Origin of the sequence: Bacillus sp. AG4(2022), from assembly GCF_031844465.1 — a bacterium.
GTDB lineage: Bacteria > Bacillota > Bacilli > Bacillales > Cytobacillaceae > Bacillus_AB > Bacillus_AB infantis.
Genome location: NZ_JAUZVH010000006.1, coordinates 53,793 through 69,986, shown reverse-complemented (window position 1 = coordinate 69,986; position 16,194 = coordinate 53,793). Strand labels below are relative to the sequence as shown.

The window sequence follows — 16,194 nt, the reverse complement described above, 5'->3', positions numbered from 1 at the left end:
CATTTAATAGCTGCGTTTTTGCCATTCTTCACTCGCAAACTCAGGCTTTATGTCTTTACCTTTCTCAGGAGAGATTTTTATATTATCCAGGTACCAGCCTCTGCCGTTGACGGTTGCATCGGTTTTATAGCGGAAGCGAATGAGCTTAGTATCTGCAGGAAGCTCAGCTTTAACCGTGCTCCAGCTTTCGCTGTTTCCGGTAAAAGATTTGACTTCAGTCCAATTTGTGCCGTCTGCTGAGATTTCCAGATAGCCATAATCGCTGTTTTCCTCAATCCGGTGCCAGGTTTCAAAAGAGAGAACCGCCTGTGAATGCAGATCGACTTCAGCTGTCAGGCTTTTTTCTGTATTATCGCCATAGCCCGAGAACCAGGCCGGCTGCTTGCCAGGGATGCTGACCGGAATGCTGTCTGCCACCTGTCTTGCAAATGCCCTTCTTGCTCCATTCGTTGAAACGGTGTTCCTTGTCGGATGGACCCGGTTGGTCAGCAGGATGGCAATGGTGTCATTTTTCTGGGAGATGACAACTGAAGTGCCTGTGTAGCCTGTGTGGCTGAGTGAATCTTTATCTGTCAGCGCATCGCCGAGCCAGCCCTGGTTCAGCTCCCAGCCTAGTCCGTGGTCATCGCCTGGAAACTGCGGGATCTGATTTTCCGTAAGCGTCCTGACTGTTTCTTTTTTCAGGATGCGCTTTCCGCCATAGGTACCTTCATTTACATACATATGTGCAAACTTCGCCAGGTCTCCAGCTGTGGAAAAGACACCGGCATGACCGGCGACGCCATCAAGCGACCAGGCATTTTCATCATGAACCTCTCCCCAGACAAGGCCGCGCCCAAGGGCAGGCTGATATTCAGTGGCTGCTATCCTGTCCTTCAGACTTTCGGGAGGGTTATACATGGTATCCTTCATGCCAAGAGGCTTGGTAATATGGTCTCTCACATATTCATCCAGGCGCTTGCCTGACAATTTTTCAATAAGGGCTCCGAGGGCAATCATGTTGAGGTCGCTGTATGTATAAGTGCTCCCCGGTTCATTGGCAAGCGGATATTGCAGAGCGATTGAGATACGGTCTTCGCGGCTGTTCCCTTGTGAATAGAGAGGAATCCAAGCCGTGAATCCAGAAGTATGGGTCATCAGCTGCCTGATGGTCACCTCTTCCTTGCCGCCGGCTGCAAACTCAGGCAGATAATCAGCCACCGGATCATCAAGATTGAAGAGGCCTTTTTCATAAAGCTGCATCGCGGCTGTTGTTGTAAAGATTTTGCTGATGGAAGCAAGGTCAAAGATGGTGTCCTTCGCCATGGAGATAGGCTGATCGGCTTCTGTCAATCCGTCATCTTTGTACTGATAAGCCATGCCATAGGCTTCATGCTTGACGATATGGCCGCGCCGGGCCACAAGCGCCACTGCACCTGGCATCACCCTGGAATCAATCATCTCCTCCATGATTCCATCGATTTCATTGAGCGGGCCTTCAACCATGCCTGCACCCCTGGCAGATCCCGGATGAAGCACCGGCGATGATTTTCCCGGATGATCCCATGGAAATGGAACAGGAGGCATAAACTTTGAAGAACTCATTTCCGGATCCCCCGCTTTTTCTTTTGCTTCAGGACTGTCGCTTGCCATAACTGCAGGAGCCACAGCGCTTAGGCTCAGGATGGCAGCCAATGTCACTTTCACAGACTTATTCTTCATCCTATTCCTCCTTTTATCATCTCTGAACACGAACCGGACTATCTCCTTCCCTCCCTTTAATTTAAAAATTCAAATAATTACATCTTTAGGTTAGCGAAATAAGTGTATAGATGTCTATACCAAAGAGGACCTAGTCAATGCTGATTCGACGTCAGAACCGTGACTTTAGGCATGGACAGATGGGAGGATTTGTTCGACAAATGTTTTAAATACAATAAAAGGGACAAATCTTCTTTTTTTATTTACTCCGCCTATTAACAAACGAAAGTCTTCAACATTAAACCTGCCGAAAGCAATTTTGAAAACGCCGCGAATCAGGAAACAGGTACATGGCGGGCTATGTCTAAAAAAAGACGGAATGCCCGCATGGCCTCCGTCTTTTCCTGCTATACCTGACTCATTAAAACTGTTGCCAGCACACTTGAAACAATAGTAAATACAAAAATTGATATGTACAATATAATTTTGTTTCTTTTTTTTCTCCGTTTTATAACTTCAGGCGTGTCCCACTTCATTTTTGACATCAAATAGTCCCCTTTTCTGTTTGATGGCAGCTGGCTGGCATTGTTTTTTTTCCACATAAGCCCCTATAGCTTTGCGTCATCACTTTTCAGTGATTTTGCCCTTGATATTCACCCTCTCATCCTGTATTTACCAGATCATGCACTAAAATTTAATACCACACTAAAAATTAAATAAACATGATTTTCAAAAAAATATTTTTTAAATATAGGTGCCGGCCATTCTACTAAAGGAGGTCTTGCAATATCACTTTGTTTAAACCAGTCCATTTTATCCGGAGCGTACTCCTTAAAAATAAAAAGATGCCTCCTATCGGGAAGGCATCTCTATTACTTATCCTTTGATTTCAAGCAGTTTCTGGCGCAGTTCATTTTCCATAGAAGCCAGGTCACTTTCTGCCTGGCGCCGCTTATTGCGGCCCTCCTCCTGGATCCGGAGTGTTTCTTCCAGAGTGGAAATGAGATTTTCCTGGGTTTTCTTAAGCGTCTCAATGTCCACTAGGCCGCGCTCATTTTCCTTGGCGGTTTCAATGGTATTGGTTTTCAGCATTTCCGCGTTTTTCAAGAGCAGCTCATTGGTTGTTTTTGAAACCTGCTTCTGCGCTTCAACGGCATGGCGCTGACGGATAAGGGTCAGGGCAATTGCCACCTGGTTTTTCCACAGCGGGATGGCAGTGTTGATGGATGCCTGGATCTTTTCGACAAGGGCCTGGTTCGTGTTTTGGATCAGGCGGATCTGCGGGGCGGATTGGATCGTAATTTCCCGGCTCAGCTTTAAATCGTACAGCCTCTTGTCCAGCCTGTCCGCAAACTGAAGCATATCGTTGACTTCCTGGAATTTCATCTGGTCGCCTGATGATTCCGCTTCCTTCCTCATCTGCGGGATTGTCTGCTCATGAAGCTCCTCGAGCTTGATTTCGCCCGCTGCAATATAGACATTGAGAGCGTGGAAATATTCCTTGTTCGTGTCATATAACTTCTCCAGCATATGGATATCGGATAAAAGGACATTTTTGCTGCGGTCCAGCTTTACGCTGATCCGGTCAATCTGCGCTCCTGTTTTTTGATATTTGGAGAGGATCTCCTGGACAGAATCGGAGATTTTTCCGAACATGCGGGAAAACAGCGACTGCTTGCCCTGCTTCAGTTCATCCGGATTCATATCATTGAGGCGCTTCATCAGGTCATTGATGATATCACCGACCTCTCCGATATCCTTTTTCTGGACATGCTCGAGCATGCTGTGCGAGAAGGTGAGCAGCTTCGTCTGAGCCTGAGTCCCATAAGCAATCATGGCCTGGTGGTTGCGCGGGTCGATCTGCTCGGCAATCTGATAAGCCCGGGCGCGGTTTTCCTCCGGGATCACGTCTATGAGCTTCACCGGTTTCTCTTCTTTCGCTAGCTCCAGGACAGGTCCGCCATTCATGTCGCCGAACGGGTCGGCAAGGATATCATCCATAAGACTGCTCGTCTTTTTCGTTAATGATGGGTTTTGTTCGCTCATTTCAGCCTCCTGCTTTCTTCAGGTAATCGGTTTTCCTTCCACGTTTTAATCGAGTTTTTTGCCACGTCTATTTCAAAATTAAGATTATCAATATCATCGGAAATCACTTCGTACAAATCCTTCTCAACCGTCTGGGAGAGTTCATTGATGGTCCTTCGGGTTTCCAGCAGTGACTGGTCGATTTCAAGGTTCTTCTTCGGCTGGGTGGAGAGGAAAACATATTTCTCCGTCATTTCCACCAGAGAATCAAGATGGGAAAAATAAAACCGCTCCGCCTGGTAAAAACGCTTCGGCTCTTTCTTCGTCAGCCTGTAAATCTTCCGTGTGATCCTCATCAGTTCAATCCGCTGCTTCAAAGAAGGAAGATGGCGGATCGCAAACAATGATTTGTGCAGGCGGGAAATTTTCTTTTTCCCTTCTGCAAGATTTGTCTTGATATACTTGTATTCCCTCCGCGTCAGCCCGTGCTTCCTGAGGAAACGGACACGCCCGATCTGGAATGCGGCCAGATATACTAACGCAGCCGCTCCGCCTGCTATCAGCCCGGATAAGAAAAACGTCTGGTCAAATCCGAAATAGCTGACCGTCCAGACCGACCCGGCGAACGGGACAGCCAGTACTGTGCCTATAAGAAACGAAACAATCCGGTTCATTCATATCGACTCCTGACATAAAATCCTGCTTTATCTACTCATACGATTTAAGACAGAATAGGTTTCACCCAATCTCCCCGCTTGACAGAAAAAGTAAGATTATCTTATTTAATTCAACAATACACGATAAAACTCCTCTTTTCCATAGACCAGGACTGTAAGATTGGGTAGGTCTTGAGGCGTAGAAGATGGTGACAGGCACCTCCCGAAATTTGTCGAATCAATACCAAAAGAACCGCTAAGAGCAAAGCGCTCTCAGCGGTTCAAATGCTTGTATTATTTAGTTTTCCCGAAGGGGATTGTGATGGATTGGGCAGCTTCTATTTTTTTGCCTTCTGCATTTGCTTCATCTGTGTAAGTAATGGTGACTGTATCTCCATCTGTTATGGTCAGCATTTCTTCACTTTTTTCAGCAGACAGGTTAAGCATAACCGTTCCAACAAATACATTCGTATCAGCACCAGTCTCAGTCAGAATAACTTCCAGCAGCTCTCCGTTATCATTTACAGCCTGGGCAGCTACTGTGTCGGCTGCATTGCTGTTCAAATTAAGATGCTGATCTTCAACCGTAACTTCAATGGAGGTTTCATCCTGCAGTTTAATGCTAACAGTTCCGGATGAAGTTTGCTTTACTTCCTCAACAACGCGATCCTCCGCCGGCTTTTCTTCTTTTGTCTCAGGAAGGCTGTTTACACCTTCCCCTGGGTTTTCTGCTCCCGCATCAAGATGGATCGTATTGGATTTTCCGAACACCCCTGAACCATTATCTACTAAGTAAACGGCATAATCTCCAGCCGGGAGACCCGCAGTGTCAATCAGCGTATTCTCTCCGTTATTAGGCGGACCAGCTGAAACAGCGACACCAGATTCAACCAGATCATATAGCTCCTGCTCGGTAATATCCTCGGAACCATGGCTGACTGGAACAAGGAATACCTGGGACAGCTGGTAATCGCTTGTCGCAACATCCAGGATATCGCCTGATTTGTATGACTCCTTTGCTAAAATATACGACCAAATTGTATTATAGTTCGCATATACATCCTCAGAAATCTTCTTGATATCATCCCTGGAGAGAGGAGCACCGCCTGCTGCGAGATGTTCCGTAAACAATATTTGATATAGCTTGAATTGTTCCCAAGAGAAATAAACATTTTCTGAATAGGATTCTTCAAAAATACCTAAATCATATTCTTGAAGCTCTTGAGGATTTTGGGTGATCTTATCGAAAATCTCCTCATAGATTCTTTCGTTCGTATCCTCTACTGCTGTTTTCACATCCTCGAGTAATAAATCCCGCCCCATCTCTGCTTTCATTTCAGCAAACTGGTCGTGGTAATAGCTAACATAAGGATCAAATACAAGATGAGCGATCTCATCAGGAAGCAGGGAATAAATCTCATCGCGGGTCACTTCGCCAGGACTTGAATTAATCTTTTCTAAGATTGAATTCGTTTCTGCGGAGTTGACCTGCAGCAGAATATCACGAATCTCCTCATAGGAAAGCGGCTCGCCGTTATTGCTTTGAATGGCCTCATTTAAGGCGCTGCGGTATCTCTCCATATTTCCCCATATAACGATGTCATATCCATACAGCTCTTCAAGAACAGAGGAATCAAATCCATCAGGGCTGTCATTGATCTCGGCAAGCCTTGTTTTTACCGCCAAGGCATCCCCTTCCACTACAGCTTGCTTTATTTCTTCTTTGGTTAAAGGTGCACCCTTCACTGAAAGCATGGCTTTAATAGCTTCACGGTAATATTCAAGGTTAGACCAATTTATATTCCCTGCAACTTCTTCAAGATCTGAGAGTTCAAAGCTGTCAGGATTAAGATTAATTGCATCCAGATTTGCCTTATCTGCCAGTTCATTTCCTAATTTAACTGCCTCCAGGATTTCTTCGGCAGTCAGGTCACGCTCAAGTTCCGCCAGCATTTTGGCAACTGATTGCTGGTAGAAATCAAGGTTTGAATAATTAATAAGTTCATAGCCTATCAGCTTTCCGAGGTCATTTATATCAAAGCCTTCAGGATTCTTGTTAATTGCATCAAGCCTGCTACCATCAATCTCAGCATTTGCTTTTGTGATTGCCTGTTTAACTTCTGAAATTGTGAACAACTCACCCTCATCTTTTTCTGCCTTCAGCTGTACAAGTGTTGAGCGGTACAGCTCCAGATATTCATAATCAGACCGTACCAAATCGTCCTCTTGTAAAAGGAGGCGAAGCTGGTCCACTTCGGCAGACTGGGGATCGGCTGTTATTTGATTCAGGAAATGAGCTGAATTAATTCCAGCAGCTAATTCATTTAATAAAACAATCGTTAAGGTCTGATTTGTTTCAAGTAAGTCTATAACAGCTTCCCGATAAGCATCCATGAGCTCCCAGCTATAATATGGAAAAACAACATGCAGGAGGGATTGATCTTTAAATCCTGCACCATCCCTGATAATCTCAGCCAAACCATATTCCCGGCCCACTTGATTGATCAGTTCTACAACCCTTTGGGATGTCAGTTCTCTGCCAGAGTCAACCTCTGCTTTTATGCTTGTCCGGTATCCTTCTAAATACTGTACACTTATTGCCCAATTACCCGCATCCATAACAAGGTACTCAACATCTATAATGGTCAATGACAACGGCGCTTCTTTAGCTTTCTTGAAAGTTGCAGCTTTATCGGTTTCCAAAATCAGACTCTCTAACTGATATAGCCCCATCTGCCCATTATTCTCATCCAGGAAACTGGCCACTGCTTTTCTATACAAATCAATTCTGTCAGCACTTATAGCAAGGTTTCTTGTTGCCTGCTGCAGCACCTTAAATGAAAATCCTGTTGGGTCACTTTTAATTACATTCAGCATTTCTGCAGCAGCATTTTCTCTAACGGCAGAGTCCACTGCCCAGACAATTTGGCGGATTCTATCAACTGTCAGTCTATCCAGCTCTGCTTTCACCTTTTGCCTGTAATCAGCTATCTTATCTTCATATTCGGGATATATATTGAGCTGATTCAGATCATCTATTGTAAAAGTATCTGGATTTTCGATAATCCGTTTAAGCACTAGCTCCTCAATATACTGCCTATAATTAGCATTTACATCCTCAATGACAGCCTCCAGCTCCGTCAGGCTCAAGTCCTTTTCAAGTTCAGCTTTTTTCTTAGCAATCGCTTCACGATACAACTGGAGGCGGTCAGGATAAGGATAGGCAGTAACTCCGGCTTTTCTCAGCAGCTCGGCTGTGACGGCTTCCGGATTGGCATTAATTTCTGTAAGGGCTCGTGCTGACACTTCGCTGTTTACTGCCAGCACAAGATCCAGCAGGATATCCCTAGTAAGCTGTGTGCCGGAATGAACTGCGTTTGTTATGGCTGTCCGGTAATCAGCAATATTCTCATCGACCACGTTTTCAGAACCTAAGATCATCCTAAGATCAGAAGCTTGGATACTCTCGGGATTGCTCTGAATTCTTGGGAGAGTTTCCCTTCCATTTACCTCTTCAAGAATCTCGATGATTTCCTCAATGGTTATCGTGCCATCAGCCTCTACTGCTTCTGCTATTTTCAAACGGTATTCTGCCAGGTATTCCTGCTTAAAGGAATAATTTTCATTAAACAGCGCATCGGTCAGCTGCTCAATAGTCATTGAGGCAGGATGATCATTTATTTCTGCAAGAGCCAGTGCCTTATTCTTCTCTGTTATTGCGTTTTCGACATCCCATTCATTTAATTCTCCGACACTGTTTGCTTTTTCAAGCAATGCCGCCCTATACGCTTCGAGTCTGTCTTCCCTTGCATTTGTAAAAAACAGCTTAATATCCCAAATAGAGGCTCCTTCAGGATTCTCATTAATACGTTCAAGTGCAGCAGCTTCTTTCAGATTTTTCGCTTCATTAAGGATCTGATTTACAGTCTGGAAGATTTCTTCAAAGGTCAAGTCCCTGCCTTTAGTCAGCTGTTTTGCCCCTACCGCTGCACGGAATTCCGGTAAAAGATGCTCATATTCAGGCTCGATATAAATGCCTGAGCTTCTGAGATCTATAATTGAAAAAGCAGCAGGATATTCATTAATATAATCAATCGCATCTTGTCTTTCTCTTTCATTTTCCTGCCTGTTTACGTCCTCCAGGATGGAAATCAGCTCAGCAGCTGAAATATGGCCCCCTTTGGAATCCATATACATTTTTATCGCCATGCGGTATGGTGAAAGCCTCTCTTCTTTAACATATGTGTCAGCCGCCCTCAAAAGAGTACTATAGCTGAACCCTTGTGGATTCTCATTTATTTCAGCCAGAGCTTCCTGTTGATCCTGCTGGTTTACATCTTTTATTACCGACAGCAACGTTTCAAAGGTTAATTCTCTTCCAGCATCCAGCTCTGCCCGTGCTCTGCCGATATAGCCCACCAGCAATTCCTGGTCAATAAAGTTCCAGCCATATAAAGCAGCCAAATGATTGATAGTCAAACCTTCAGGATAAGCATTTACCTGTTCTATAATTTCCCTTTTATTCACTTGAAGAATCACTTCTGCCACCCTGCCGGCTGACATTGGACCGGAAGCTTTGATATCGTCCGAGAAAGCCTGCTTATAATCATCAAGGAATTCCTCACTGAATGAATGGATCTCGACAATGTAGCCAAGCTCCCGCATTGAGATAATGAATGGCGTGTTGTTCAATGTCTCTATTGCATACGTTTTGTTGATATTATTAATCACTTCAGCAATATTTTGCTGGGTAAATACCATGCCATCATCAAGCAGAAGAGACAACTCATCTATATACCTGAATATCAGCCGTTCATCTGCACTTGGAGAAATTCTCCATAAATGATCAATATTAATGAGTTTAGGTTCTGTCATTAACAAATTAATAGTATATGCAACTTCTTTTTGGGCCATTTCCTGGTGAACCCTTGAAAGGGCAGAAAGAATTTCACTATATTGAAGGGCTCTGCCGTTTCTTTCTTTTAACGCTTTTAGCTCCTTGCGATATTCTTCTAAATACTCTTCCCATACATTATAGCCTTTTGAAGCACTCACAAGAGCAGCGTACTCAAAGCTGTCAATATTATCGCTGATATACTGGACAGCTGCATCGGAAACCCTGTCATTTACCTGATTGACAATTTCACTGAGTTGTACAGCCGTCAGCTCTGCCTGAAGTTCTTCCAGTCTAAGTGAGACAGACTCTCTGTAATCAAGGATCAACTCTTTATCAAGCCAAGTGCTGGATAAAACTTTCCTGAGATGGTCCATAGTAAAAGTTTCGGGATTGTTATTAATATAAGCTAATGCCAATTGACTGTTAATATCCTCAATCAGCTGCCTGATATCATATTCCGAAAGGTTTCCTGAACTGATATTAACAGCCTCTACCAATGCGGCACGATAGAACTCCAGGGCATTGCTATCGACCAGCCCATAATGATCTACTGCATCCGAAAGCTGGAAGTACGTCGATTCCTCCGGATTCATGTTAATCGCAGCAAGAGCACTGCCTCTTATATCGGAGTTGACAGCCCTGACAATTGCTATAACTTCTTCCTTTGTGAGATCCCCTTTTTCATTTTGCTTTCTTTCAAGAGCTGCTTGATATTCAGATAGCTGTTTAAAGGCAAAGTCTCCGATAGCTACGATGCTCAATGCATAATAGTAGTCCCTATCTGTATTTATTTCATGCAAGTACGCCTGATCATTTATATCTGCGACCAATTTCGAGATAGCTTTGGCTGAAAGCGGCGCTGACTGGGAAGCTTTATAGTCTGCAATAGCTTTCCGGTATGAATCAATCAGCTGGTACTCTAAATTAGTACTAGAAACAGCACTCAATGCTTCGGTTGAGAAATGTTCAGGATTGGAGTTAATCTCCTCTAAGAACACTTCATGGATGTCAGCAGTACTCAAATTCTTTATGATCTCTACAATTTCAGTGGCAGTTAAAGGGCCTTCTTGAGCGATAACCCTCTTTAACTCTGTCCGGATCACTTCAACCGGTACATTAATAATGTGATATCCATACTCTGCTGCCAAAGTATACAAATCCATCATCTCGGCAGATTCCGGATGGCTATTAACAGCATTTAATGCTGCTTCTTTTTCCATACTGAAAATAGTATTGGAGATTTCTTCGCTGCTTAAGTGTCCATACTTACTATAGGCTGCAGTTAAGGCATCGCGGTAATCCTGAATCCTGAAACTGCCAAAAACATACTGTACCTTATTAAGATCCTCAAAGGTAAACCCTGATAGATTAGAATTGATAGCCTCTATCCCTTCTTCTATCAATACACCATTCAGTCTGCTTACAGCTAATCCAACATCACCAAGGGTGAGGTCTCTATTATTTTCCGACAACACCTTCTTTAGTTCTGCTCTATACCGTTCCAGCTCTTTTTCTTTGACTCCGGAGTCGGAAGCTCCCATCAAATCCTCTGCTGTGAAACCGTCTATGTTCTGATTGATTTTAGCCAGGGATTCCAGGGGGTTTTCATAATGTTCCAGATCATACCCTGACTCAAATTGCTTCAGTGCAGCAAGAGCCTGATTGATTTTTTCCTGTCCAGTAAAATCACTGTCTTCTGCCCCCAGAAGCCTTGCCTGTGCTACAAGCATTTGGGCAATTTGGACTTTGGAACGCACTTCGGCTGCATTTTCTTCGGTAATAAATTCCGCATTCGGTATGGCAGCAAGTGCCTCATTGGCGGATTCAATCGCCTGCTCTTTCAGATCTCCAAACTCAGCGATCTTCGTTTCTACTGCCTCGAGCTTTTCAATACCGGTAAAGTCTGAATCCGCTGCTCCCTTCTGCCTGGCTGCTTCAATAGCATCAGCAGCAGCCTGCAGCTGATCTTTGGCGCTCTGCAGTGTATCCCTCGAAATGGACTCAGGTTCCGGCAGCAGTGCAATGGCTTCATTGGCAGCAAGGATCGCTTCATTAAGCTGGTGTTCAAATGCAATTACTTTGGCCAAAACTGCTTGAAGCTTGGACAATCCCGTGAAATCAGCATCAGTTGCACCCTTTTGGCGGGCAGCATTAAGTTTTATATTGGCTGATTCTGCATCTGCCTTCACTTCTTTGAAATTGGAAACAGTAACCTGGTCCGCTTCAGGCAGGCCGGCAATGGCTGCATTGGCTTCTGAGATGGACTGTTTTTTCTCAATCTCAAGAGAACTGATTTTCTCTTTCACTTCAGACAGTTTGCCGAGATTAGCAAAGTCTGCATCCTCTGCCCCTTTTGCCCTTGCTTCAGCGATGGCTGATTCTGCATTTGCAAGCTTTTCTTTTGCTTCCGAAAGTGTGCTGAAAGAAATATCTGCTGGAACAGGAAGATTTGAAATTGCTTGATTTGCTGCTGAAACAGCTTCGGTGTATTGCTGTTCCAGTTCGGCAATTTTCACTTCAGCGGAAGAGATCTTCTCCAGTCCAGTAAAATCGCTGTCCTCAGCACCTTTTGTTCTTGCAATTGCTACGGCATTCTTGGCAGCAGCTGCAAGGATTTTTACTTCTTTAAAGTTCTGTGCAGTAATGTCTTTCGCTGCAGGTATTTTTCCGAGCGCTTCATTTGCAGTAAGGATCACTTCCTCCAGGGCAGTCTCCATCATTTCAATCGCTCTTTCAGTTTCATCCACCCTGTCAAGCTCAGGGAAGTCAGCATCCACTGCTCCTTTTGCCCTTGCATCAGCAATGGCTTCCACAGCTGCCTGCCATTTTGCCTTTACTTCATCGAGATTTTCTGTCCCTATTTCTTCTGCTGCAGGGAGAGCAGAAATGGCCTGGTTGGCAGCAGTAATAGCTTCCGCGCTGCTATTCTCAAGTTCCAATACTTTTTCATCAGCTTGCAAAAGTTTTTCTATATGTTCAAAATCGGCCTCAGCAGCCCCTTTTTCTTTCGCATCAGCAATGGCTAGCTTCAGTTTGGAAACATCAGCTTTCACCTGTTTGAAGTTGGCAAATGTAATGGCCGATACATCCGGAAGGTTTTGAAGCATTTCATTTACCAGTTCAACTGCTTCAGCTTTTTCACCGAGAAGCTCTGCCATTCTCTCCTCAATCTGATCAATTTTCTCCAGGTTTACAAATCCACTGTTTTCTGCGCCTGCCTGCCGTGCTGCCTCTACTTTGGTCTTAACTGCATTGAGCTCTGACTGCAGTGCTTCAATCATCTCAACCGTAATGCTATCTGGCTCAGGAAGGGAAGCGATAGCTTTATTTGCAGCATCAATCGCAGAAATTCGCGCATCATCCAGCAGGGCAATTTTTGCTTCCACACTAGCCAGTACACTCAATAGTGCAAAATCTGAATCTGCAGCTCCTTTGATTTTTGCCTGTTCAACGGCCGTCCTTGCTATATTTGCAAGCTTACGGACTGACTCTAAGTTTCCTACGGTAATATCATCGGTTTCCGGAAGTGCTGCCAGCTTTTCTACCGCCATACTGATAGCAGCTGCCTTTGCTTGGAGCAGCTCAGAAACAGCAGATTCAACTGCATTCAATTTTGCCAGTAAATCTTCCCCATCACGGATGAAGTCAGAAGGCACGGCTCCTTTTAACTTTGCTTCTGCAGCAGCACGCTTAGCTTCTTCCATTTGCTGTATGATTTCATCAATTGCCTCAATGGTAATGGCATCAGGCTCAGGCAGCTCTGCCAGCTTTGCAAGGACGCTCTCCAGGACTGCTTCCTTCACGCCTTCAAGCTTTTGAATATGCTGCAAAGCGTCGTTCAGACGGCTGTAGTTTTTCACATTTGCATCTTTCTCAGGATTGGCAATCCCGGCTGCCTTGGCCTTATCTGAAGCTGCCTCTGCTGCGGCTGCATCATTTTTCAATTTAGGCAATCCGGCTGAGGTAATATAAGGTAAATATTCCTTCTTAGGCAGTTCAGCCAGCTTTTCGTTCAATTCCTTAATTGCATCCATCTTTGCTGACAGCTGTGTTTTCAGCTTATTCAACTCATCAATCAGATTCTTGCTTCCCTCAATAAAATCCGTTTTAGCTGCTCCAAGCGAGATAGCAGTTACTACATAAGCATCTGCTTTTTGGATGCTTGCGAGGTCCTTTTCCGTCTGTTCGAGCACCTTCTTAATCTCCGCTTTTGCCAGGTTTACACTGGTGTTCCTGACCTTCTTCAAGTCTTCATTCACTTCTTCTGTTGCACCCTGGATCTTACCGGCATTCCCGATTGTTTCAAAGTTCTGGATAGCCCCAGCTTTTCCGCCTGATAAATGAACAGCCGACTTTGCTGAGAGCTTTGAGATTTCTGCTTCAACCTTTAAGGAAACTGCTTTCTCTGCTAAGACTTCAGGCTGTCCAAAGCTGCCATTGATCTCAGTCTCCCCTGCTGTCATACCCCCATTAGCGAGGATAATTTTCGGGATGGAAATGCTTCCCGCTCCTGAGCTTAACTTCGCAGGACTCTTAAATGTAACAGAGGGAAGATCAGCTGCACTTCCTTCTTCAGCCTGAAGGGTAACATGAAGATTTTGCTGCCCTTCAATGGTTATGCTGCCTGCTGAAAAGTCAGGCTTAGCCGTTACTGTTACATCCTTTTCGAGAATGATATTGGTGCTATTGTAATTTCCCGCGAGCTGCACTTCGGACGCGCCGGTTGGATTGGAAGGTGAAATCCTTAAGCTGCCGATTGTGCTGCTGCCATCGCTTTTCAGCCTGATTCCATTATCATCACTGACAAAGACAGAATCTGCTTTAACATGATTGAAAACAATAGTGCCTACTTTACCTGATAACACTTTGATGGCTGATGCTTCGATATTATCAAGCGTTACCTCGCCTTCATCCCCTGGATCAAGAATGAGGGTGCCTGAAATCACCAGGTTTTGAAGAGCCGCACTTCCCTTGACCGTTACATTCCCATTGACAGCTGCACTGTTTCCAGTTGTCGGTGCTCCATAAACTGCTCCTGCTGCCGGATTGATTAAGTAGCTCCTGGAGTAGGTGCGATTGTTTTCAAAGATGTTCTCAGAAACAGCCTGTTCCGCAGCTGGAGCCGCTGCTGCAGTAGCTGCTGTACTGTAATTTCCGGAAGAGTCAACTGCATAAACAGCAAATGCATAGTCCACATCATTTGACAGGCTGGCAATATCAAAAGAAACCCGGCCTGAGCCTTTTTCTTTCACAATAGCCTTCTGGGCTCCTGCAGATTCCCTGGAAACACTTTTCCCTGCAAGATAATAAATCTCATAATGGCTGAAATCAGCTTCGCTGCTGGCATTCCAGGATAATGTCACTTTTGTATGATCAGAGACAGCAGAAAGGCCTGTTAAGCCTTGCGGCGGCGTCAGGTCGGAAGGAATCGGACTTCCTGTGTTAACCGGTGCAGCTGCAGCAGCATCAGGATTATCCTTTCCATTTAATTTAGCGATATTGCCTTTAACTTGATTATAGTTTGTGATAACATCTGCAACTTTGCTGGCAGCAGAGTAATGAAGATCGCCAATTTTCAAACCATTCTCCAGCGTTATAGCTGCACCTGATGCCTCCAGCATCTCAATCTCGCCTGCTCCCTTCAAGTGGATCGGCTTTTCATTCGCAAATGATGCCTTTTGTACCTTGCCGTTCAGCTCTAACTTTGCTGCCTGTCCTTTTACCATCAGCTGCGGGATAGTATTTTCTGATGATAAAACTGCATCTGCAAGAACCTCAGCAGAACGAACAGCTGTCGGTCCTTTCAGCTCAATCCGGCTGCCCATTGCGGCTGCTTCAAGGGAATTCAGTTTGGAATCATTAAAAATAGCCATAGCCTTCCCATTGATAACTGTACTCTTTTCTACAGACAGACTTTTGCCGATAAAAGAATTGGCCGTTTTTGAAGTGATCGTTAGACTGCCTTTAATATTGAGTTTCTCAACAGTGATAAAATCTCCGTTAATGACCATGTCTCCATTAACAATCCCGCGTTCTCCTTTAAGAACGACATTGCCGGAGTTATCCTGTTTCTCTTTTCCTGATGCATTAATCTCCAGGTATGTAATCTCTGTAATTTGGCTGTTGTCCTGATTATATTTAATGCCTGCACCTAATAGGGCATTTTCATTTTCCTTGCTGAAGAAAGGTTTTAGCTCTTTAGAATATGTATAGGCCTTACCATCGATATAAACTTTGCTTTCCGCCAGTTTTTCTATAGTGGCTGCTTTTTCCCCGATCACTTGCCTGAAAAGGAATACTGAAAATTCAGCTCTGGACACATTGCCTTTGGGATCAAATAAGAATCCTGCTTTTCCTTTTGTGACCCCTGCCTGGTAAAGAGTCTTCACATTTTCCAAGTGGGCTGGAGAAATCTCTTTTAAATCCTTAAAGGGAACTTGAGCGCCGCTGGATTTTAGCTTAAACGCCCTGACTAAAGCTGTAGCCATTTCTTCCCTTGTCAAGGTGGCGTTAGGATTGAAGTATTCCCCTGTCCCCTTGAAGATTCCTGCCTCCTGCACAGCAAGAACTGATGAATAAAAGGCAGACTCCGGACTCACATCTTTAAACCCTTTGCCGCTTGACGGCGCTTTGAGGTTCAAAGCACGCGTGAAAAGCTTAGCAGCCTGCTGGCGGGTGATAGCTGTTCCCGGTCTGAAAGTGCCATCGCCAAACCCATCGATCACCCCGGCCTTTACAAGATTTGAAATCTCTTCATAACCGAAGCTCCCCTTCTTTAAATCCGAAAAGTCTGCCGCTTCAACTGAATTGGCAGCTGCTGATGCAACAATTGAAGTAGTGACTGCAGCAGCTAAGATCTTTTTCCTATTATTTTTCATATATTAACCTCCAATGGTAAAGTTATACATTTATATTATACTAGTAAATTAGTCTCGA

The 16,194-nt window shown here is 44.5% G+C and carries 4 protein-coding genes and 1 riboswitch; all 4 genes read right to left on the bottom strand.

Going from position 1 to position 16,194, the window contains the following annotated elements:
- Positions 1-3: 3 nt before the first annotated feature.
- Complete coding sequence (locus Q9R36_RS16625) at positions 4-1,701, bottom strand: serine hydrolase domain-containing protein (protein ID WP_022544419.1); 1,698 nt, start codon at positions 1,699-1,701, stop codon at positions 4-6.
- A gap of 546 nt (positions 1,702-2,247) precedes the next feature.
- A riboswitch (cyclic di-GMP riboswitch) is annotated at positions 2,248-2,335 on the bottom strand.
- Between the two features lie 221 nt (positions 2,336-2,556).
- Positions 2,557-3,726, bottom strand: coding sequence for a toxic anion resistance protein (locus tag Q9R36_RS16620; RefSeq protein ID WP_022544420.1), 1,170 nt, complete (start codon positions 3,724-3,726; stop codon positions 2,557-2,559).
- A complete protein-coding gene (locus Q9R36_RS16615) occupies positions 3,723-4,379 on the bottom strand; it encodes a 5-bromo-4-chloroindolyl phosphate hydrolysis family protein (protein WP_094768624.1) in 657 nt (218 codons plus the stop codon). The genes Q9R36_RS16620 and Q9R36_RS16615 overlap by 4 nt, the downstream gene beginning before the upstream one ends.
- 276 nt (positions 4,380-4,655) lie before the next feature.
- Positions 4,656-16,136, bottom strand: coding sequence for an S-layer homology domain-containing protein (locus Q9R36_RS16610; protein WP_311225552.1), 11,481 nt, complete (start codon positions 16,134-16,136; stop codon positions 4,656-4,658).
- Between the last annotated feature and the right edge of the window lie 58 nt (positions 16,137-16,194).